General features: G+C 72.0%; 16 protein-coding genes and 1 pseudogene. 12 read left to right on the top strand and 5 right to left on the bottom strand.

Annotated features, from left to right (window positions below):
* Positions 1–12: 12 nt before the first annotated feature.
* From ACQ3I4_RS08830 to ACQ3I4_RS08810, 5 genes are all read left to right on the top strand, one after another.
* Positions 13–750: a DUF4956 domain-containing protein gene (locus ACQ3I4_RS08830; RefSeq protein ID WP_329862193.1), complete on the top strand. Its 738-nt coding sequence runs from the start codon at positions 13–15 to the stop codon at positions 748–750.
* Positions 747–1,571, top strand: a complete 825-nt coding sequence (locus ACQ3I4_RS08825; RefSeq protein ID WP_329862194.1) for a polyphosphate polymerase domain-containing protein — start codon at positions 747–749, stop codon at positions 1,569–1,571. Before ACQ3I4_RS08830 ends, ACQ3I4_RS08825 begins: the two co-directional genes overlap by 4 nt.
* Before the next feature lie 153 nt (positions 1,572–1,724).
* Positions 1,725–3,395 (top strand): carbohydrate-binding domain-containing protein, encoded by a 1,671-nt coding sequence (locus ACQ3I4_RS08820; protein WP_329862195.1) that lies wholly within the window; start codon positions 1,725–1,727, stop codon positions 3,393–3,395.
* 83 nt (positions 3,396–3,478) lie between these two features.
* A complete protein-coding gene (locus ACQ3I4_RS08815) occupies positions 3,479–4,141 on the top strand; it encodes an HAD-IA family hydrolase (RefSeq protein ID WP_329862196.1) in 663 nt (220 codons plus the stop codon).
* Positions 4,142–4,178: 37 nt separating this feature from the next.
* Positions 4,179–5,246 carry an aldo/keto reductase gene (locus ACQ3I4_RS08810; protein WP_329862197.1) on the top strand — a complete coding sequence of 356 codons (1,068 nt, stop codon included), beginning with the start codon at positions 4,179–4,181 and terminating at the stop codon, positions 5,244–5,246.
* Positions 5,247–5,386: 140 nt separating this feature from the next.
* On the opposite strand, the gene ACQ3I4_RS08805 is transcribed toward ACQ3I4_RS08810, so the two are convergent.
* Positions 5,387–6,277 (bottom strand): NYN domain-containing protein, encoded by an 891-nt coding sequence (locus tag ACQ3I4_RS08805; RefSeq protein ID WP_430633369.1) that lies wholly within the window; start codon positions 6,275–6,277, stop codon positions 5,387–5,389.
* Positions 6,278–6,480: 203 nt separating this feature from the next.
* On the opposite strand from ACQ3I4_RS08805, the gene ACQ3I4_RS08800 reads away from it, so the two are divergent.
* A complete protein-coding gene (locus tag ACQ3I4_RS08800) occupies positions 6,481–9,441 on the top strand; it encodes an exo-alpha-sialidase (protein WP_430633368.1) in 2,961 nt (986 codons plus the stop codon).
* 92 nt (positions 9,442–9,533) lie between these two features.
* Here the strand turns inward: ACQ3I4_RS08800 and ACQ3I4_RS08795 are convergent, their stop codons facing one another.
* On the bottom strand, positions 9,534–9,755 hold the full coding sequence (locus ACQ3I4_RS08795; protein WP_329862200.1) for a PLD nuclease N-terminal domain-containing protein: 222 nt from the start codon (positions 9,753–9,755) through the stop codon (positions 9,534–9,536).
* A 148-nt stretch (positions 9,756–9,903) separates the two neighbouring features.
* Here ACQ3I4_RS08795 and ACQ3I4_RS08790 point away from each other — a divergent pair, with 148 nt between their 5' ends.
* Positions 9,904–10,572: an alpha/beta hydrolase family protein gene (locus ACQ3I4_RS08790; protein WP_329862201.1), complete on the top strand. Its 669-nt coding sequence runs from the start codon at positions 9,904–9,906 to the stop codon at positions 10,570–10,572.
* Positions 10,573–10,594: 22 nt separating this feature from the next.
* Here ACQ3I4_RS08790 and ACQ3I4_RS08785 read toward each other — a convergent pair whose 3' ends face one another.
* Positions 10,595–11,239 carry a GNAT family N-acetyltransferase gene (locus tag ACQ3I4_RS08785; protein ID WP_329862202.1) on the bottom strand — a complete coding sequence of 215 codons (645 nt, stop codon included), beginning with the start codon at positions 11,237–11,239 and terminating at the stop codon, positions 10,595–10,597.
* Between the two features lie 135 nt (positions 11,240–11,374).
* Here ACQ3I4_RS08785 and cmtR point away from each other — a divergent pair, with 135 nt between their 5' ends.
* Complete coding sequence (gene cmtR / locus ACQ3I4_RS08780) at positions 11,375–11,734, top strand: Cd(II)/Pb(II)-sensing metalloregulatory transcriptional regulator CmtR (protein WP_430633367.1); 360 nt, start codon at positions 11,375–11,377, stop codon at positions 11,732–11,734.
* 19 nt (positions 11,735–11,753) lie between these two features.
* Positions 11,754–12,104 (top strand): annotated as a pseudogene (locus tag ACQ3I4_RS08775) (hypothetical protein); the annotation flags it as partial.
* On the opposite strand, the gene ACQ3I4_RS08770 reads toward ACQ3I4_RS08775, so the two are convergent.
* Positions 12,082–13,605, bottom strand: a complete 1,524-nt coding sequence (locus ACQ3I4_RS08770; protein WP_430633366.1) for a helix-turn-helix domain-containing protein — start codon at positions 13,603–13,605, stop codon at positions 12,082–12,084. The pseudogene ACQ3I4_RS08775 and the gene ACQ3I4_RS08770 overlap by 23 nt on opposite strands.
* A gap of 130 nt (positions 13,606–13,735) precedes the next feature.
* Here ACQ3I4_RS08770 and aceA point away from each other — a divergent pair, with 130 nt between their 5' ends.
* From aceA to ACQ3I4_RS08755, 3 genes are all read left to right on the top strand, one after another.
* The gene (gene aceA, locus ACQ3I4_RS08765) at positions 13,736–15,046 is read left to right on the top strand and encodes an isocitrate lyase (RefSeq protein ID WP_430633365.1); all 1,311 of its coding nucleotides are present in this window, start codon (positions 13,736–13,738) and stop codon (positions 15,044–15,046) included.
* Between the two features lie 88 nt (positions 15,047–15,134).
* Complete coding sequence (aceB, locus tag ACQ3I4_RS08760; RefSeq protein ID WP_329862206.1) at positions 15,135–16,766, top strand: malate synthase A; 1,632 nt, start codon at positions 15,135–15,137, stop codon at positions 16,764–16,766.
* Between the two features lie 149 nt (positions 16,767–16,915).
* The gene (locus tag ACQ3I4_RS08755) at positions 16,916–17,287 is read left to right on the top strand and encodes a glyoxalase superfamily protein (RefSeq protein WP_430633364.1); all 372 of its coding nucleotides are present in this window, start codon (positions 16,916–16,918) and stop codon (positions 17,285–17,287) included.
* Between the two features lie 67 nt (positions 17,288–17,354).
* Here ACQ3I4_RS08755 and ACQ3I4_RS08750 read toward each other — a convergent pair whose 3' ends face one another.
* Positions 17,355–18,215, bottom strand: coding sequence for a LysR family transcriptional regulator (locus ACQ3I4_RS08750; RefSeq protein WP_430633363.1), 861 nt, complete (start codon positions 18,213–18,215; stop codon positions 17,355–17,357).
* Between the last annotated feature and the right edge of the window lie 18 nt (positions 18,216–18,233).

Raw genomic sequence — 18,233 nt, 5'->3', positions numbered from 1 at the left:
AGGAACCGCCCCGTGAACTCCTGGATCCTCCTCGCCGCGGACCTCGTGGCCATCACCGTGCTCACCTACGTGCTCTACCTGCGCCGCCACCGCCGGCGCGACCTCGCCGTCGCCTACCTCGGCGTCAACGTCGGCGTGCTGGCCGTCGCGCTCGCGCTGACGGGCTCGTCGGCCTCCCTCGGCCTGGGCCTGGGCCTCTTCGGCGTCCTGTCGATCATCCGGCTCCGCTCCACGGAGCTGGCGCAGCACGAGGTCGCCTACTACTTCGCGGCGCTCGCCCTGGGCCTGATCGGCGGGATCGGGGTCACGCCGGAGTGGCTCGGCCTGGCGCTCATGGCGCTCATCGTCGGCGCGATGTTCATCGGCGACCACCCGCGGGCGTTCACCCGCTACCGGCACCAGTCGGTGGTCCTGGACCGCGCCATCGGCGACGAGCAGGAGCTCCGCGAGGCCCTGGGGTACCTGCTTGGCGGCCGCATCCACAGCGCCACGGTGCAGCAGCTGGACCTCGTCAACGACAAGACCCTCGTCGAGGTCCGCTTCGAGGCCCCTCGCGCCTCCTCCCGCCCTCCGCTTCCCGTCGCGCCGATCCCGGGGACGACGCCGGAGCCCTCCTCCGACGCGACCCCCGCCCGGGGCGCGCGGCCCGGGGAGCCCGCGTCCGGCGTCGTCCTCCCGTCCGGGGAGGAGGCCACCCCGGCTTCCGACGGGTCCCCGGTGCCTGCGGCGTCCGGCAGGAGCGCCCGGTGAACCCGCGCGAGCCGAGGTCGCTGACCCACCGCGGTTCGGTGCTGGAGCCGATCGGCCTCGAGGAGCTCAACGAGGCCGCCGCGCTGCAGACGCGCATCGACCGCAAGTACGTCGTGGACGCGGGGCTCGCCAACGCCCTCTTCGCGGGCCTGCCGCGGGACACGCGGGTGCTCGAGATCGGCGGGCTGCGCCGCTTCCGCTACGACTCCGTGTACTTCGACACCCCGGAGCTCACCGCGTACCGGCTGGCCGCGGCGGGCCGCAGGCGGCGCTTCAAGATCCGCACGCGCACCTATCTGGACACGGGCACCGCGTTCCTGGAGGTCAAGACGGAGGGGGCGCGGGCCGCGACCGTGAAGGAACGGATCCCCCACGCGCCGGCCGACCGCTCCCGGCTCACCCCCGAGGGCGCGGCCTACGTCGCCGAGACCCTGGCCGCGGCCCTCGGACCCGGATCCGCGCCGGACACCGCCCTGCTGCGGCCCGTCGTCGAGACCGCGTATTCGCGCACCACGCTGTACCTGCCGGGCTCCGGAGCCCGGGCCACGATCGACGAGGACGCCACGTGGCGGCTGCCCGGCGGCCCGGCCTGGACGCTCGACGGGCGCGTGATCGTGGAGACGAAGTCCGGCTCCCGGCCCGGGGAACTGGACCGGATGCTCTGGCGCCACGGCGTCCGGCCCGCGAAGATCTCCAAGTTCGCGACCGGCTTGGCCGCGCTCGATCCGCGGTTGCCGAGCAACAAGTGGACCCGGACCCTGCGCCGCGGTCTGCCGCTGCGCGCCGGCGAGACGCCCCCGCTGCTGCGGGCGACGTCGTAGCCCCGCCGCCTGCCGGGGCCCGCGTACCGCCGCCGAGCTGCGTCGCGCCCCCGACCCGCACCACCTGCCCTGCCCCGCCCTCCGGCGCGGGACACCCCCTGCCACCCCACGTCCGGCCGATTCCGGCCACCCGAAATCCCCCAGGAGAGACCCATGAAACGCACGATCCAGCGCACAACCCTCGCCGCCACCGCCGCCACGCTCGCCGCGGGCCTGGCCCTCACCGGATGCGCGGCCACGGCCGCCACCACCACCGGCACGGACGCCGACGCGGCCTCGGGCACCACGGGCACGGAGACCACGCTCGCCGCGACGAGCGCCGATACCGCCACGTCCATCGACCAGACCCACTTCGACGAGAACGACTTGTCCTGGGACACCGCCGAGGAGGTCGAGGTCGCGCTCGCGGACGGCGCGAGCACGGGCGGGACGGGGGTGGAGGTCGACGGCGACACCGTCACGATCACGGCGGCCGGCACCTACCGCGTCTCGGGCTCGCTCGCCGACGGCCAGCTGCGCGTCGCCGCGCCGGACGACGCCCTGGTCCGCGTCGTGTTCGACGGCGTCTCCCTCGCCTCGTCCACCGGCTCGCCGCTCGTGGTCGAGTCGGCGGACGAGGTGGTGCTGTTCCTCGAGGACGGCAGCAGCAACAGCGTCTCCGACGCAGCGGACTACGCCGACACCTCCGACGACGCCCCGGACGCGGCCGTCTACTCGGCCTCCGATCTGACGATCGCCGGCGGCGGATCGCTCGACGTCGCGGGCAACTTCAACGACGCCGTCAACACCAAGGACGGCCTGGTCCTGGCCGGCGGGACGGTGAACGTGACGGCCGTCGACGACGGGATCCGCGGCAAGGACTACGTCGTGCTGCTCGCCGGCGACTACACGGTCGACGCGGCCGACGACGGCCTCAAGGCGGACAACGAGGAGGACGAGGGCCGCGGCTGGCTCCTAGTCCAGGGTGGAACGCTCACGGTCGCGGCCGGCGACGACGGCGTCAAGGCCTACAACAAGCTCACGGTCTCTGGCGGAACGGTGACGGTCACGGAGTCGGAGGAGGGCCTGGAGGCCGCGCACCTGGAGATCTCGGGCGGCACGGTGGACGTGACGGCGAACGACGACGGGCTCAACGCCGCGGGCGGCACCTCCTCGGAGACGGAGCCGGGCGGGGCGGCCGGAACGCAGCGGGGCGGGCCGGGTTCCGGGACCGCGCCCGAGGGCGCGCCGGGCGCCGCGGAGGCACCCGCGGCCGGCGGCCCGCAGGGCGCCGCGGCGGGCGACTACTCGATCCTGATCAGCGGCGGCTCGGTGGTGATCGACGCCGACGGCGACGGGCTGGACTCCAACGGATCGGCGACCATCACGGGAGGGACGGTCGTGGTCAACGGCCCCGAGGGCAGCGGCAACGGCGCGCTCGACGTCGACGGCGAGTTCCTCGTCGAGGGCGGAACCCTCGTGGCGGCGGGCAGCGCCGGGATGGCGATCGGGCCGTCGGCGTCGTCGAGCCAGTCCGGCATCCAGGCGACGCTCCCCGAGACGGTTCCGGCGGGGACGGTCCTGCAGATCACGGACTCCAACGGCGAGCTGATCGCGACGTTCACCGTCGCCAAGGCGACCGGTTCCCTCGTCTTCTCCTCCGCGGACTTCGTGGACGGCGAGACGTACAGCGTGTACGTGGGCGGGACCGCCACCCAGGACGCGGGGCTCGAGCCCGCGGGGTCCGCGGCGAGCCTGGACGGGGCCGAGGAGGCCGTCAGCGTCGTGGCGGGCGAGTACTCCTCCGGCATGGGCGGCGGGATGCGCGGCGGGCAGCGCCCGTAGCCGCGTCCCGGGCGCGGGGGAGCTGCGACGGGCGCCGCGTCACGGAATCGGAGGTGCGGGGCCGCGGCAGGCACAATGGCGCCATGGCCCTGCACTTCCCCTCCACCGGATTCCACGTCGACGCGTTCCTCTTCGACCTCGACGGGACGCTGATCGACTCGACGGCCGCCACGGAGGCGGCGTGGTCCCGCTGGGGCGAGGAACTGGGGCTGGACGGCTTCGTGTACGAATACCACGGGGTGCCGGCCTACCGGATCGTCGACGAGCACGTCGAACCGGAACGCCGGAGCGAGGCACTGGCCCTCATCGAGCGGCTCGAGTCCCAGGAGACGGACGGAATCGTCTTCAAGGAGGGGGCCGAGGAGCTCCTGGCCGGGCTCCCCGCGGACCGCTGGACCATCGTCACCTCGTGCACGGCCGGGCTCGCCGCGGCGCGGATGGGAGCCGTCGGGCTCGCGGCCCCGGACCACCTCGTGACGGTGGACCAGCTCGCCCACGGAAAGCCGCACCCGGAGGGCTATCTGCTCGGAGCGGAACGGCTCGGCCGGGCGATCGGCAGGTGCCTGGTCTTCGAGGACGCACCGGCGGGCCTGCAGGCCGGGAACGGCGCCGGGGCCCCGACCCTCGCGATCACCGGCACCACCGCTTCGGCGGACCTCTCGGCGGACGCCGTCGTCGCCTCGCTCGCCGATCTCGCGGTGGCCGTGGACTCGGACGGCTCCCTGCGGGTTTCGCTCCGGGACTAGGCTGGGACGGACCGCCCCCCGAGCCGGAAGGGACTCCATGTCCGAGAACGACGTCCGCATCTCCCCCGTCCCCGAGACGCACCGCCCCTACGTCGCCGCGGAGGACCGCTACACGCATTTCGGCTACCGCCGGGTCGGGGACTCCGGCCTGCTGCTGCCGCCGATCAGCCTCGGCCTGTGGTGGAACTTCGGCGACAACCGCCCCTTCGACACCCAGCGCGAGATCCTCCGGCACGCCTTCGACCGCGGCATCACCCACTTCGACCTGGCCAACAACTACGGCCCGCCCTACGGCTCGGCCGAGGAGAACTTCGGGCGCATGATGCGCACCGACTTCAAGCCCTACCGCCACGAGCTCGTCGTCTCCTCCAAGGCCGGATGGGACATGTGGCCGGGACCGTACGGCACCCTGGGATCGCGGAAGTACATTCTGGCCTCGGCCGAGGAGTCGCTGCGGCGCATGAGCCTGGACTACGTGGACATCTTCTACTCGCACCGCCCGGATCCCGACACCCCGATCGAGGAGACCGTCGGCGCCCTGGACACCCTGGTCCGGCAGGGCAAGGCCCTCTACGTCGGCATCTCCTCCTACTCGCCGGAGCGCACCGTGCAGGCCGTGGAGGCGGCACGCGCCCTCGGGACGCCGCTCGTGATCCACCAGCCGTCCTACTCGCTCCTGAACCGCTGGGTCGAGGACGGACTCCTGGAAACGCTGCGGACGCACGGCCTCGGATCGATCGCCTTCACCCCGCTCGCACAGGGCCTGCTGACGGACAAGTACCTGGGCGACGATTCGGCCACCCCGTCCGGCGGGCGCACCTCGCTCGAGGGGCACCTCACCGAGGAGAACCTCGGCAAGGCCCGGGCGCTGGCCCAGGTCGCCGCGTCGCGCGGACAGTCGCTGGCCCAGCTGGCCATCGCGTGGCTGCTGCGCGAGGGCGGCGTGACCTCGGTGCTCCTGGGAGCCTCGTCGACGCGGCAGCTCGACGAGAACCTCGGCGCCCTCGAGAACCGGGAGTTCACGGCCGAGGAGCTGGGGCACATCGACCGGATCTGCCGCGGCGAGGCCGGAATCGACCTCTGGCGGGGCGTCTCGCACAGCTGACCCCAACCCCGCGCACCCCATCCCCCGCAACACGATCCACTCCCGCATCGTGACGCGTGCGTCGTCACGACAATTCCCCGGAGGGTGTTGCGGGAAGGGGCGGGGCTGTGGGGTGGCGGGGCCGGTGTTGTGGGGTGGGGTCAGCCGAGTTCGTCGAGCTGCTCCCAGAAGGCCTCGCGGACGGTCCGACGGACCACCTGGATGTCCGTCTTCCACTCGCCGAGGCGCTGGGCGCAGTCCTTGAGCAGCACGCGGTCGATCTCCGGCGGCAGCAGCGGCCGGTCGGCCTTGAGCTCCACGAGCTCGCTCTGGACGGCATTGGCGTACCAGCTGCGCGCCACCGCCGCCCCGACCTCCCCCGCGGCCTCGAGCAGGGAATGGTCGACGGGATCGGGCTGGCCGGGATGGTGCGTGGGCGGCTGCTGACCCGAGCTGTAGACGATCTGTGGGCCGCCGGAGCGGGCGGCGGCCGGATGACCGCTAGCGGGCGCGCTGGACCCGGGCCTCCGGCCGCGTGTGACGCCGTCGACGCAGAGGGCCAGGTGCTCGGCCACGGAGGCCAGCCCGATCGTCGATTCCTTCTTCCGCAGCCCGATCAGGACCACCTTCACGCCGTGGTTCTGCGCCTCCTCGACGGCCTCCGCGAGGTCGTCGTCGCCCGAGACGAGGTAGACGACGGAGACGGAACCATTGCGCGCGAGCCCGACGAGGTCGAGCGCGAGGCGGAGGTCGACGCCCTTCTGCTCGCCGCTGTAGGAGATCCGCCCCAGGCGGACCTTGACGCCGTCGATCATGCCGATGCGCTTGTGGTGGTCGGTGAAGAGCCCGTCCCGCGAGGCGTCGTACCAGTAGATGCGCAGGTTGTCGAGCCCCGAGTGCTCCTGCGCGCAGGCGGCGATGCCCGCGATGAGCCGCTCGTAGTTGACGCGCGTCGCGGCACGCAGCGACGTCCCCGCGATCTGTTGGCCGCCGATGGCCAGCAGGAACCCGGCGTCGACGAAGATGGCGCTCTGAGTGGTCACACTGTGCATCCTCCGTGGCCTCCGCGCCGGGCGGACAGGCACCCTGTCCGGGGCGGGAGGGCGTCCCGGACGGGGTGTGTCCGAGGGTGGGCCGAGGGAACCCCGCCCTTGACATTGTGAGCGCCGCCACATAGTTCTATATAGGACATCCCACCTCGGATGTCGTGAACCTCCCCCTAAGGTTCACTCCCCTGAAAGGACGCTCACCCTTCATGACCGACACCTTCATCCCCCGATCCGCCGCACCCGCGGCACGGCGCTCCCCCTGGCGCCGCCGCGCCGTCGCGACGCTCAGCACCGCCGCCATCGCCGGACTCATCGTCCCGACGCTGGCCGCGGCCCCCGCCGTCGCCGCGACGACGACCCCCGGCCACGACCCCTACGCGGGGCCGGGAACCTTCTCCGAGCAGAACCTGGCGGCCGACCGCACCTCGGCCAACTTCTTCTACCGGATCCCCGCCCTGACGAGCCTGGGCGACGGCGTCGTCCTGGCCTCATGGGACGGGCGGCCGGGCAGCGCGGCCGATTCCCCCAACCCCAACAGCATCGTGCAGCGCCGCAGCACCGACTACGGCAAGACGTGGGGACCACTCACGATCATCGCGGCGGGCAACCTGGGCACCGACGGCACTGCGAAGTACGGCTACTCGGATCCGAGCTACGTCGTGGACCGCGAGACCGGAATCATCTTCAACTTCTTCGTCTACTCCAAGGACCAGGGCTTCCACAACAGCCAGTTCGGCAACGACGACGCCGACCGCCAGATCATCAGCGCGGCGGTCGTCGAATCCACGGACGGGGGCCTCACGTGGAGCGAGCCCCGGCTCATCACGGACGTCGCGAAGCCCGGCTCCTCCAAGACCCCGAGCCCGGGCGACGTGCGCAGCATGTTCGCGACGTCGGGCGAGGGCATCCAGCTCAAGCACGGCCAGTACGCCGGCCGGCTCATCCAGCAGTACGCCGGCGACGTCCAGCTGGCGAACGGCACCCGCACCTACCAGGCCTACTCCGTCTACTCCGACGACCACGGGGCCACGTGGCACCGCGGCGAGTTCGTCGGCACGGCCATGGACGAGAACAAGGTCGTGGAGCTCTCCGACGGCCGCGTGATGCTCAACTCCCGCGACTCGTCCAACGGCGGCTACCGCAAGGTCGCCATCTCCACGGACGGCGGGCACAGCTACGGGCCCGTGACGCAGGACTTCCAGCTACCGGATCCGACGAACAACGCGCACATCACGCACCTCTACCCCGAGGCCGAAGCCGGCACCCGCGAGGCCGCGATGCTGCTCTACACGGGGGCGAACCGCGCGCCGTCGGCCCGCGAGAACGTCTCGGCCCGCGTCTCGTGCGACGACGGCGCGACCTGGCCGGGCCTGCGCACCATCCGCCACGGCTTCTCGGCCTATTCGAGCACGACGGCCCTCGGCAACGGCGAGTTCGGCACGTTCTACGAGGCGAACTACACGGACAACATGCAGTTCGCCCGCTACGACGAGGCCTGGCTCAACGTCGTCTGCGCACCGCAGCAGGCCGCGGACTTCAGCGCCGACGCCGGCTCCCAGAAGACCGTCCCGGTCACCATCACCAACCAGGAGGAGCAGCCCGTCGGCGGCACGCTGACGATCAACGCCCCGTCCGGGTGGACCGCCGCCACCGTCGACGTCGCCCCGATCGCCCCGGGCGCGTCCGCCGTCGTCGACGTCCCCGTCTCCGTTCCGAACACGGCGAACGGCACCACGCAGCTGCAGACGGTCTTCACGGCCGCCGACGGCCGCGAGGCCCAGTCGCTGCTGCGCGCGAACATCGCCGGACAGGAGGTCGTCGCCATCACGATCGCCGGGAGCCGGACGGACACCGCCCGCGACCTCGCCGCGAACCCCTACCAGGCGGGCCAGCAGGTGCCGTACAACTTCCTCGTGACGCACACGGGGAACGTGCAGCAGTGGGTGGTCCCGACCGAGGGCAACTTCGCACCGTTCGTCGCGACCCCCGTGGGCCAGCCGGCGCCGGCGGGCAACTGCCGCTTCGGCGTCTTCAACGTGGGCGCGTTCTACAACTGCTCGACGCCGCGCCACACGGTCACGGCGGCGGAGCTCGCGGACGGCTTCTTCGTCCCGCAGACCACCTGGACCATCGGCAAGACCGGCGCCCCCAACACCATCCTCGAGACGTATGAGGTCACGGGCGACGAGGTGGACCTGCTGGTCCGCGCGCCGGAGCTCTCCGCGACGGCCTCGGCCGCCGAGCTCGTCGACGCCGATGGCGACGGCTACGCGTCCGCTGGAGACGCGGTCCGTTCGACCGTCACGGTGGAGAACACGGGCAATGTGCGCCTGACGGGCGTGGGCGTCGACGGCACGGAGGTCGCCGACGAGCTCGCCCCGGGTGCCACGGCCGAGTACACTTTCACGCGCGCGCTGACCGCCGGGGACCTCGAGTCGGGTGAGGCACCGGCCGCCGAGCTCGCGGTCGCCGCCGCCAACGGCTCCCTCGAGGCCACGGCGTCGGCTTCGGTGCCGGCCCTCGCCCTCGAGGTGGAACCGGACGACGGCGGGGCCCTGGACCCGGGGACGCCGGACGATTCGGAGGCGAGCGTCCCGGGCAAGGCCGTGCTCTCCCACGACAACGGCTGGGGCACCGGCCTGCTCGACGGCGACTACACCATCACGATGAAGCTCCGGTGGGGCTCCAACGGATCCCTCTTCCGCCTCTACGAGGACGGCGAGCTCATCGCCGTCGAACGCCTCGGCGCCGACACCCCCAACGCCCAGGCCGTCACCACCCGCATCCAGGGCAAGGCCAACGGCACGTACACCTACACCGGAGAACTCGTCAACGCCGCCGGCACCACCCCCACCGGCACCGTCAAGGTCACCGTCAAGGACGCCAACCCGGCCGCACCCGTCCTCTCCCACGACAACTGGGACAACGACGGCGCCTACACCGTCACCGCCAACCTCTGGTGGGGCACCAACGCCACCGCGTACCGGCTCTACGAGAACGGCCAGCTCGTCGACGCCCGCGAACTGACCGCCAACACCCCGGCCGCCCAGCAGGCCGCCACGACCCTCACCGGCCGTGCCAAGGGAAGCTACGACTACGTCGCCGTCTTCTCCAACGCCGCCGGCCAGACCGAATCCAAGAAGATCACGGTCAAGGTCACCAAGTAGCCCCCCCACGGGCCGTCCCGGCAGCGAGAGCGCCGGGAACTGCGCAGGGCCCTGCCGCCCCTTCCGGGCGGCAGGGCCCTGCCGTGCGTCGGCTATGCCGCGTTCCGCCGGCCGAAGAAGAGGTACGCGACGGGGCCGATGAAGTTCAGGAAGCTCGCGGCGACCCAGGCCGGCTTGGGTCCGCGGACCTCCGAGCGGGGGCGGCGGGCGATGTCGCGCAGCACGTAGCCCTGGAGCGCGATCTGGGCCGTCGCGACGACGGCGATCCGCCAACGCGCCTTCGGTGGGATCTCAGACCACTTCTTCTTGCCCATGGTTCTCCTCGACTTCCGCCGGCCCGTGGATTCAGGCCGCGGTGGTCCGCGGCCGCCGGTACCGCTCCGGCGCGGTCCGGCACGTCCATCGTAGGCCGCGGGCGGCGCGGTGCCGAGGGGGCGCCGTCGTCCCGATAGATTGGTGGGCATGCCTGAGACCGAGAACCGCCTGAGCATCTCCACCGGCGCCGGTGACGTCCCCGCCCTCTTCCTGCGGCCGGAGGGCGCCACGGCGCTCCTCGTGCTCGCGCACGGGGCCGGGGCGGGGATGGAGCATCCGTTCATGGCCGGCTTCGCGGCGGGGATGTACGACGCCGGGGTGGCCACCTTGCGCTTCGACTTCCCGTACCGCGCGGCGGGGCGCAGCTTCCCGGACCGGCCGCCCGTGGCGATCGATGCGTGGCGCGCCGCCATGGAGTCGGCCCGTGGGCTCGCCGCGGGCCTGCCCGTGTTCTCGGCCGGCAAGTCGTTCGGCGGCCGGATGGCGTCGATGGCGGTCGCGGAGGGCATGGAGACGGAGGGGCTGGTCTACCTGGGGTATCCGCTGCACGCCCCGGGCAAGCCGGAGAAGCCGCGCGACGCGCACTTGTACGGGATCACGGCCCCGATGCTCTTCCTCCAGGGCAGCCGGGATCCGTTCGCGCTGCCCGGGGAGCTCGAGCCCGTCGTGGAACGGATCGGAGCGACGGCGCGACTGCACTGGATCGAGGGCGGGGACCACTCGTTCAAGGTCGCGCGCTCGGGGCGGACACCGGCCGAGGACGGCGCCCTGGCCGCGGTCCGGGCCGCGGAGTTCATCGCGGCGACGGCACGCTAGCGGTCCTCCCGCCGCGCGGGGTTCAGGCGGCCTCGGTCCCTCCGCGCCCGGCACGCCCTGCGGTGGCCGGGTGGCCGCCGGGGGCGCGGAACATCTCCCAGACCGCGGGTCCGCCCGGGGTCGCGGTCGCGCGGAGCGTCTCGAACCCGAGGGAGCGGTAGAGGCCCACGGTGCGGGCCTGCGAGGTCTCGAGCACGCAGCCGAGGCCGCGTTCGTCGAGCCAGCCCAGGCCGGCCCGGCAGACGGCGGTGCCCAGGCCGCGGCCACGGGAGTCCGGCAGGACGCCGACGCTCGCCAGCGTCCACGACGGCGTGGCCGCCGCGACGCGCAGCAGGGCCGGATTGCGCAGGCCGTTCGATTCCGGGGAGGGGTCGAGCCGGTCGATGAGCTCCCCGTGGGCCGCGGCGATGCGGGACTGGACGTGCCCGGGCAGGAGCGGCAGCTCCTCCGGGATGAAGGCCGCGACGGCGGAGCCGGCGTCGTCGACCCAGACGGCCCCGCGCGGCAGGGCGACGTGCTCGGCGTAGGCGCGCTGGAGCACCTTGACGCGTTGCCTGCGCCCCGCCTCCGGAACCGTCCAGCGGGTCCAGGCGTCGTCGTCGAACGCGGCGGTGAGCACACGCTCGATCACCGGCAGGTCTTCAGGTGTTGCGCGGCGGACGGTCACGCGATCACCGTAGCACCGGGCCGCGGCGGGAAACCGGAGCCACGCGCCGCCGGGCGGGCGCACCGGCACGAGACCTGAAGGCCGGTCGGGAACGCACTCACGGCAATAGGTCAGTGGTGACTGTATAGTCATGGAATGCTGACCCTTGCATCCCGGCTCGACGTCATGCGCAGGCTTGGCCGCGCCATGTCCGACGCGACGCGTTCCCGCATCCTGATGTCCCTGCTCGACGGCCCCGGATATCCGGCGGTCCTCGCGCGCGAACTGGGACTGACGCGCACGAACGTGTCGAACCACCTGGCCTGCCTGCGCGATTGCGGGATCGTGGTGGCCGAGCCCGAGGGGCGGCGGACGCGCTACGAGATCGCGGACGCGCACCTCGCGGTGGCGCTGAGCGCGCTCGTGGACGTCACGCTGGCCGTCGACGAGAGCGCGCCGTGCCTCGATCCGGGCTGCCCGGTCCCCGGGTGCTGCGACGCGGGCGTGAAGCCGTGACGGCCTCCGCGCCCGCACCCGGACGGGCCGCGAGCTCGGCTCCGCCTCGGCGATCGCCGACTCGAAGCAGACCCTGATCTGCACCTACCTGAGCGCGGCCCTCCTGGCAGGCCTGCTCCTGAACAGCCTGTTCGGCTGGGCCTGGGCCGATTCGATCGCCGCGCTGGTCATTGCCGCCTTCGCCGTCCGCGAGGGCATCGAGGCCTGGAAGGGCGAGGCCTGCGGCGCGGCGCCCGTCTCCGTGCTCACGGGAGAACGCCCGGCGGACCCGTGCGACGACGACTGCTGCGGCGATGCGGCGGAGGGGAAGCCGGCCACGGCGCGGCCGCCGGAGGACCACGCCGGGGTCAGTCCCCCGAGTGCGCCCTGAGGAAGCGGTAGACCTCCGTCTCGTCGACGCCCGGGAAGGCGCCCGGCGGCAGGGCGGCGAGGAGGTGCGTGTTGGCACGCGCCGCGGGCCACGCCTGCCCGGCCCATTGGCGGGCCAGGTCCGCGGGCGGGCGGCGGCAGCACGCCTCGTCGGGGCAGCGCGACTTCGAACGCTCGGTGGTATCCCGGCCGCGGAACCACTTCACGTGCTGGAACGGGACGCCGATGCTCAGCGAATAGGTCCCCGAGGAGTGGCGCTCCGTGCGGGCCGTGCACCAATAGGTGCCCACCGCCGTGTCCGTGTACTGGTTGTAGGCGCGGAACTTGTCCTCGACGTCGAAGACCTCCCGGCTCGTCCAGTACCGGCACACGAGCTGGCCCTCGATCGCCCCCGTATGGTCGGCGGGGAAGTTGACGCCGTCGTTCTCGTAGGCCTTGTGGATGATCCCCGATTCGTGGACCTTCTGGAAGTGCGTCGTGATGCCCAGGTGCTCGGTGGCCAGGTTGGTGAAGCGGTGCGCCGCCGACTCGTAGGAGACGGCGAACGCGTCCCGCAGGTCCTCGATCGCGAGCTCCTTCTCCTTCTTGGCCTCGTTGAGGAACGCCACCGAGGAGCGCTCCGGGATGAGCAATGCCGCCGCGAAGTAGTTCGTGTAGACGCGCTGGCGCAGGAACTCCGAATAGTCCGCGGGCGTGCGGTGGTCCAGGACGTAGTGCCCGATCGCCTGCAGCAGCACCGAGCGGGCGTCGTGCTCCTCGCGCTTGGCCTGCGTGAGGTAGATCCGGCGGTTCTTCAGGTCCGTGACCGAGCGCGTCGAGTGCGGCAGGTCGCCGACGAAGCGCAGCGAGAAGCCCAAGTGGTCGGCGATGTCGGCCGCCACGTGGTGGGACAGGGGCCCCGACTTGTGCCCGACGGCGTCGAGGAGCTCCTGGGCCCGCCGCTCCAGGTCCGGGTAGTAGTTGTTGCAGGCGCGCATCTCCTCGCGGATCTCGGTGTTGGCCCGCCGCGCCTCCTCGGGCGTCGCCGCCTGCTCCTCGAGCCGGCGCTCGAGCTCGTGCTGCAGTCCCACGAGGGACTCGAGCACGTCCATCGGCAGGCGTGAGGAGACCCGGACGCGCGGCAGGCCGAGCGAGGCGTACAGGGGACCCCGCTGCGCGCGCTCGAGCTCGATCTCCAGGGCGGCCCTCCGGCTCGGCGGCTCGGCGCCGAGGAGCTCGTCCATGCCGGCCCCGAGCGCCGCGGAGAGCTGGCGGAGCATCCCGAGCTTGGGCTCCCGCTTGCCGTTCTCGATGAGGGACAGCTGCGACGGGGCCGTGCCGACGAGCCCGCCGAGCGCGTCGAGGGTCAGCCCCTTGGCTTTGCGCAGGTGGCGGACGCGCCGCCCGAGGGCGATCAGGTCGAGCTCCGCATCCGCGGCGGGATCGGCAGCGGCGGCCGCGGGCTTCGCGGGGCGGTTCCAACTGGGAGTCTGCATTTCTTGAGAATACGCGAAGAAGTGCATATCTTTCCAGCAACTTCCCCTAGTCCGGGGTTGAAGACTCGCGAATAGTGGTGGTCACGACGAAGAACGCAGCACTTCCGGTTCCCGGCCCCGCGAGGCGGCCGGCCCGGAGAACTCAAAGGAGAGAGCCATGACCGAGCAGAACACGAACCCGAGCCCCGAGTCCCGCATGGAGGCGCTGGAGCTCGAGTGGAAGGCCAACCCGCGCTGGGAGGGCATCACCCGCGACTACTCCGCCGCCGACGTCGTCAAGCTCCAGGGACGCGTCCAGGAGGAGCACACGCTGGCCCGCCGAGGCGCCGAGAAGCTGTGGAAGCAGCTGACCGAGGAGGCCACGACGGGCGGCTACACCAACGCCCTCGGCGCCCTCACGGGCAACCAGGCCGTCCAGCAGGTCAAGGCCGGACTCCGCGCCATCTACCTCTCGGGCTGGCAGGTCGCGGCCGACGCCAACCTCTCCGGCCACACCTACCCTGACCAGTCGCTCTACCCGGCGAACTCGGTGCCGCAGGTCGTCCGCCGCATCAACAACGCGCTCCTGCGGGCGGACCAGATCGAGTTCTCCGAGGGGATCCAGACCGTCGAGGACTGGATGGTCCCGATCGTCGCCGACGCGGAGGCCGGCTTCGGCGGCCCGCTCAACGCCTACGAGCTCATGAAGTCCATGATCGCCGCCGGCGCCTCGGGCGTGCACTGGGAGGACCAGCTGGCCAGCGAGAAGAAGTGCGGCCACCTGGGCGGCAAGGTGCTCATCCCCACGCAGCAGCACGTCCGCACGCTCAACGCGGCCCGCCTCGCGGCCGATGTCGCCGGCACCCCGTCGGTCGTCATCGCCCGTACGGACGCCGAGGCCGCCACGCTCATCACCTCCGACGTCGACGAGCGGGACCAGGAGTTCATCACCGGCGAGCGCACGGCGGAGGGCTTCTACAAGGTCCGCAACGGGATCGAGCCCTGCATCGCCCGCGCCAAGGCCTACGCCCCGTACTCCGACCTCATCTGGATGGAGACCGGGACGCCGGACCTGGAGCTGGCCCGGAAGTTCGCGGAGGCCGTCAAGTCCGAGTTCCCGGACCAGATGCTCTCCTACAACTGCTCGCCGAGCTTCAACTGGAAGAAGCACCTCGACGACGCCACGATCGCCAAGTTCCAGCGCGAGCTCGGCGCCATGGGCTTCACCTTCCAGTTCATCACCCTGGCCGGATTCCACGCCCTGAACCACTCGATGTTCGACCTCGCCCACGGCTACGCCGAGACGGGTATGAGCGCGTACGTCGAGCTCCAGGAGCGCGAGTTCGCCTCCGAGTCCCGCGGCTACACCGCGACCAAGCACCAGCGCGAAGTCGGCACCGGCTACTTCGACAAGATCGCCACTGCCCTGAACCCGAGCGGCAGCACCCTGGCCCTGGTGGGATCCACCGAGGAAGGCCAGTTCCACTAACGGAACCAGGACGACGGCGGGGCCCCGCCCCCGCAGGCGCGGCACCGCCGTCGTCCCCCCATTTTCTTTTGAACAGGAGCACCCAGCCATGAACCAGCCCATCACCATCAACGGAATCACCCTGACCGCCTCGCCCGTGTGCCGCCAGCAGGAGATCCTGACGCCCGACGCCCTCGAGTTCATCGGCAAGCTGCACGCGCGGTTCGAGGGACGGCGGCAGGAGCTGCTCGAGGAGCGCACCAGCCGGCGGACCGCGATCGAGAACGGCTCCGACCCGCGCTTCCTGGCCGAGACCCGCCACATCCGGGAGGACGACTCCTGGCGCGTCGCCCCCGTCGCCCCGGGCCTGGAGGACCGCCGTGTGGAGATCACCGGCCCCACCGACCGGAAGATGACGATCAACGCGCTCAACTCCGGCGCCAAGGTCTGGCTCGCCGACCTGGAGGACTCCTCGACCCCGAACTGGCGCAACGTCATCAAGGGCCAGCTGAACCTCCGCTCCGTCCTGGACCGCGACATCGACTTCACCTCCCCCGAGGGCAAGGAGTACAAGCTCACGGGGCAGACGCTGACCGAGCTGCCGACGATCGTCGTCCGCCCGCGCGGCTGGCACCTGCCGGAGAAGCACCTGCTCATCGACGGCCGGCCGGTCTCCGGCTCGCTCGTGGACTTCGGGCTCTACTTCTTCCACAACGCCGCCCGGCTGATCGCCCTGGGCCGCGGCCCGTACTTCTACCTGCCGAAGCTCGAGAACCACCTCGAGGCGCGGCTGTGGAACGAGGTGTTCGTGTTCGCCCAGGACGAGCTGGGCATCCCGCAGGGCACCATCCGGGCCACCGTGCTGATCGAGACGATCACCGCGGCGTTCGAGATGGAGGAGATCCTCTACGAGCTGCGCGAGCACGCCGCGGGCCTGAACGCCGGCCGCTGGGACTACATCTTCTCCGTCATCAAGAACTTCCGGAACCGCGGTCCGCGCTACGTGCTGCCGGACCGGGCGATGGTGACGATGACGGCCCCGTTCATGCGCTCCTACACCGAGCAGCTGGTCCGGGCCTGCCACCGGCGCGGGGCCATGGCGATCGGCGGGATGAGCGCCTTCATCCCGAACCGCCGCGACGAGGCCGTGAACACGGTCGCGTTCGAGAAGGTCACCGCGGACAAGACCCGCGAGGCCAACGACGGATTCGACGGCTCCTGGGTGGCGCACCCCGACCTGGTGCCCGTGGCCCGCGAGGTCTTCGACTCCGTCCTGGGCGAGCGTCCGAACCAGCGCGAGCGCCTCCGCGAGGACGTCCGGCCGGACGACCGCTCGCTCCTGGACATCGCCGGGACGCAGGGCCTGATCACCGAGGGCGGCATCCGTGCCAACATCGAGATCGGCATCCGCTACATCGAGTCCTGGCTGCGCGGCAACGGCGCGGTGGCCCTGCAGAACCTGATGGAGGACGCCGCGACCGCGGAGATCTCCCGCTCGCAGATCTGGCAGTGGATCCACCAGCGCGCCGTGACCGACGAGGGCGAGCTCATCACCCGCGAGTGGTGCGGGGAGATCGTCGAGGAGGAGTACGCGCGGATGGAGCGCTTCGAGGGCGACCGCTTCGAGGACGCCCGCGAGATCTTCGAGGAGTGCGCGCTGCGGGAGGACTACCCGGCGTTCCTGACGGTCCCGGCCTACAACCGCTTCCTGTGCGAGTCGAAGGAGACGGCGAGGGTCTGATCCGGCCCGTGTGGCCGCCCCGAGGGGGGCGGCCACGCCCCGCGAGCCAACGGCGGGTTCCCCACGGCAGAGCTGCCCAGCGGGGAACCCGCCGTTTCGCTGCGCCCCTCCCCTGTGCACACGACGAACACCGCCCTACCGTGGTCCCCATGGACATGAAGCTGGAGCTCGTCCCCGTGCCCGTGACCGACGTCGACCGGGCCAAGTCCTTCTACGTGGACCAGATCGGCTTCGTCGCCGACCACGACCACCGGGTGTCCCCCGAGCTGCGCTTCGTGCAGCTGACGCCGCAGGGCTCGGCCTGTTCGATCGTCATCGGGGAGGGCATCACCGAGATGACGCCCGGGGCGCAGCAGGGCCTGCTCATGGTGGTCGACGACGCGGACGCCGCCCGCGAGGAGCTCGCCGGGCGCGGGGTCGAGGTGAGCCCGGTCGACGAGCAGGACTGGGGGCGCTTCGTCTACTTCTCCGATCCGGACGGCAACACCTGGTCGCTGCAGCAGTTGCCGCAGCGCACGTAGGACCACCCCCGGACCCGGCGCCACGGGGGCCTGCTCGACTCCGGCACCCTCCCGGTCCGCGGCGCTGCTACCCGGAGGCGAGCAGGCCCGTGGCCGCGTCGATCAGGTCCGCGAGCCCCGGCGGGGGCTCGCCCTTGCGCCACGCGAGCCGAACGGCGATCCGCGGGCCGTCCTTGACGGGCACGTACCTCACGCCGCTGCGCGGGTGGTGGTGCGCCGTCGCCTCGGACGTCGTTCCCACGCCGCGGCCGGCCGCGATGGCGTCGAGCCAGGTGTCGACGTCGCCGATCTCGATGAACCGCGGCGGCTGCTTCCCACCGGTCCAGAGGCCGCTGCCAGTCGTGCCGACGCGGGGGTCGATGACGACCGTGCGCTCGGCGATCTCGGCCATGCCCAGTTGCCGCCGCCGGGCCCACTGGGCGTCGTCGGACGCGAAGGCCGCCAGGCGCCGTTCAAGACCCACGACGACCGAGTCGAAGCGCCCGTCCTCCAAGGGCCGCCGGACGACCGCCACGTCGCACCATCCCTCCGCGAGCCCCGACGTCGGCACGTTGTGCCGCACGAGCTGCAGTTCCATTGCGGGATGCCGCACGGCCCAGTCCCGCTGCAGACGCGTCGTGTGCCGGCCCAAGGCGGCCCACGCGTAGCCGAGCCTCAGCACGCCGTGGCGGGAGGCCAGGAACTCGGTGAAGCGCGCGGCCTCGGCCAGCATGCGCCGCGCCTCGGGCAGGACCTGGAGTCCCGTCGCCGTGGGCTCGCATCCGCGGGGAAGGCGCCGCAGCAACCGGTCGCCGACGCTCTTCTCCAGCTGCGCGATCGTCCGCGAGACCGCCGCTTGCGAGACGAAGAGCCGATCGGCGGCCTCCGTGAAGGATCCGGCCTCGGCCGCGGCCACGAAGAACCGCAGTTCCCTCAGGCTCCATTCCATAACCACAGCGTATACCTC

The sequence above is a fragment of the Zafaria sp. Z1313 genome (genome assembly GCF_050563205.1).
GTDB lineage: Bacteria > Actinomycetota > Actinomycetes > Actinomycetales > Micrococcaceae > JAZDCJ01.
This window is presented reverse-complemented; position numbering and strand designations above follow the sequence as displayed.

Coding starts and splice junctions, on each gene's coding strand:
- ACQ3I4_RS08820 (WP_329862195.1), top strand. CDS start 1,725: ATGAAACGCACGATCCAGCGCACAACCCTCGCCGCCACCGCCGCCACG.
- ACQ3I4_RS08815 (WP_329862196.1), top strand. CDS start 3,479: ATGGCCCTGCACTTCCCCTCCACCGGATTCCACGTCGACGCGTTCCTC.
- ACQ3I4_RS08810 (WP_329862197.1), top strand. CDS start 4,179: ATGTCCGAGAACGACGTCCGCATCTCCCCCGTCCCCGAGACGCACCGC.
- ACQ3I4_RS08805 (WP_430633369.1), bottom strand. CDS start 6,277: ATGCACAGTGTGACCACTCAGAGCGCCATCTTCGTCGACGCCGGGTTC.
- ACQ3I4_RS08800 (WP_430633368.1), top strand. CDS start 6,481: ATGACCGACACCTTCATCCCCCGATCCGCCGCACCCGCGGCACGGCGC.
- ACQ3I4_RS08795 (WP_329862200.1), bottom strand. CDS start 9,755: ATGGGCAAGAAGAAGTGGTCTGAGATCCCACCGAAGGCGCGTTGGCGG.
- ACQ3I4_RS08790 (WP_329862201.1), top strand. CDS start 9,904: ATGCCTGAGACCGAGAACCGCCTGAGCATCTCCACCGGCGCCGGTGAC.
- cmtR (WP_430633367.1), top strand. CDS start 11,375: ATGCTGACCCTTGCATCCCGGCTCGACGTCATGCGCAGGCTTGGCCGC.
- ACQ3I4_RS08770 (WP_430633366.1), bottom strand. CDS start 13,605: ATGCACTTCTTCGCGTATTCTCAAGAAATGCAGACTCCCAGTTGGAAC.
- aceA (WP_430633365.1), top strand. CDS start 13,736: ATGACCGAGCAGAACACGAACCCGAGCCCCGAGTCCCGCATGGAGGCG.
- aceB (WP_329862206.1), top strand. CDS start 15,135: ATGAACCAGCCCATCACCATCAACGGAATCACCCTGACCGCCTCGCCC.
- ACQ3I4_RS08755 (WP_430633364.1), top strand. CDS start 16,916: ATGGACATGAAGCTGGAGCTCGTCCCCGTGCCCGTGACCGACGTCGAC.
- ACQ3I4_RS08750 (WP_430633363.1), bottom strand. CDS start 18,215: ATGGAATGGAGCCTGAGGGAACTGCGGTTCTTCGTGGCCGCGGCCGAG.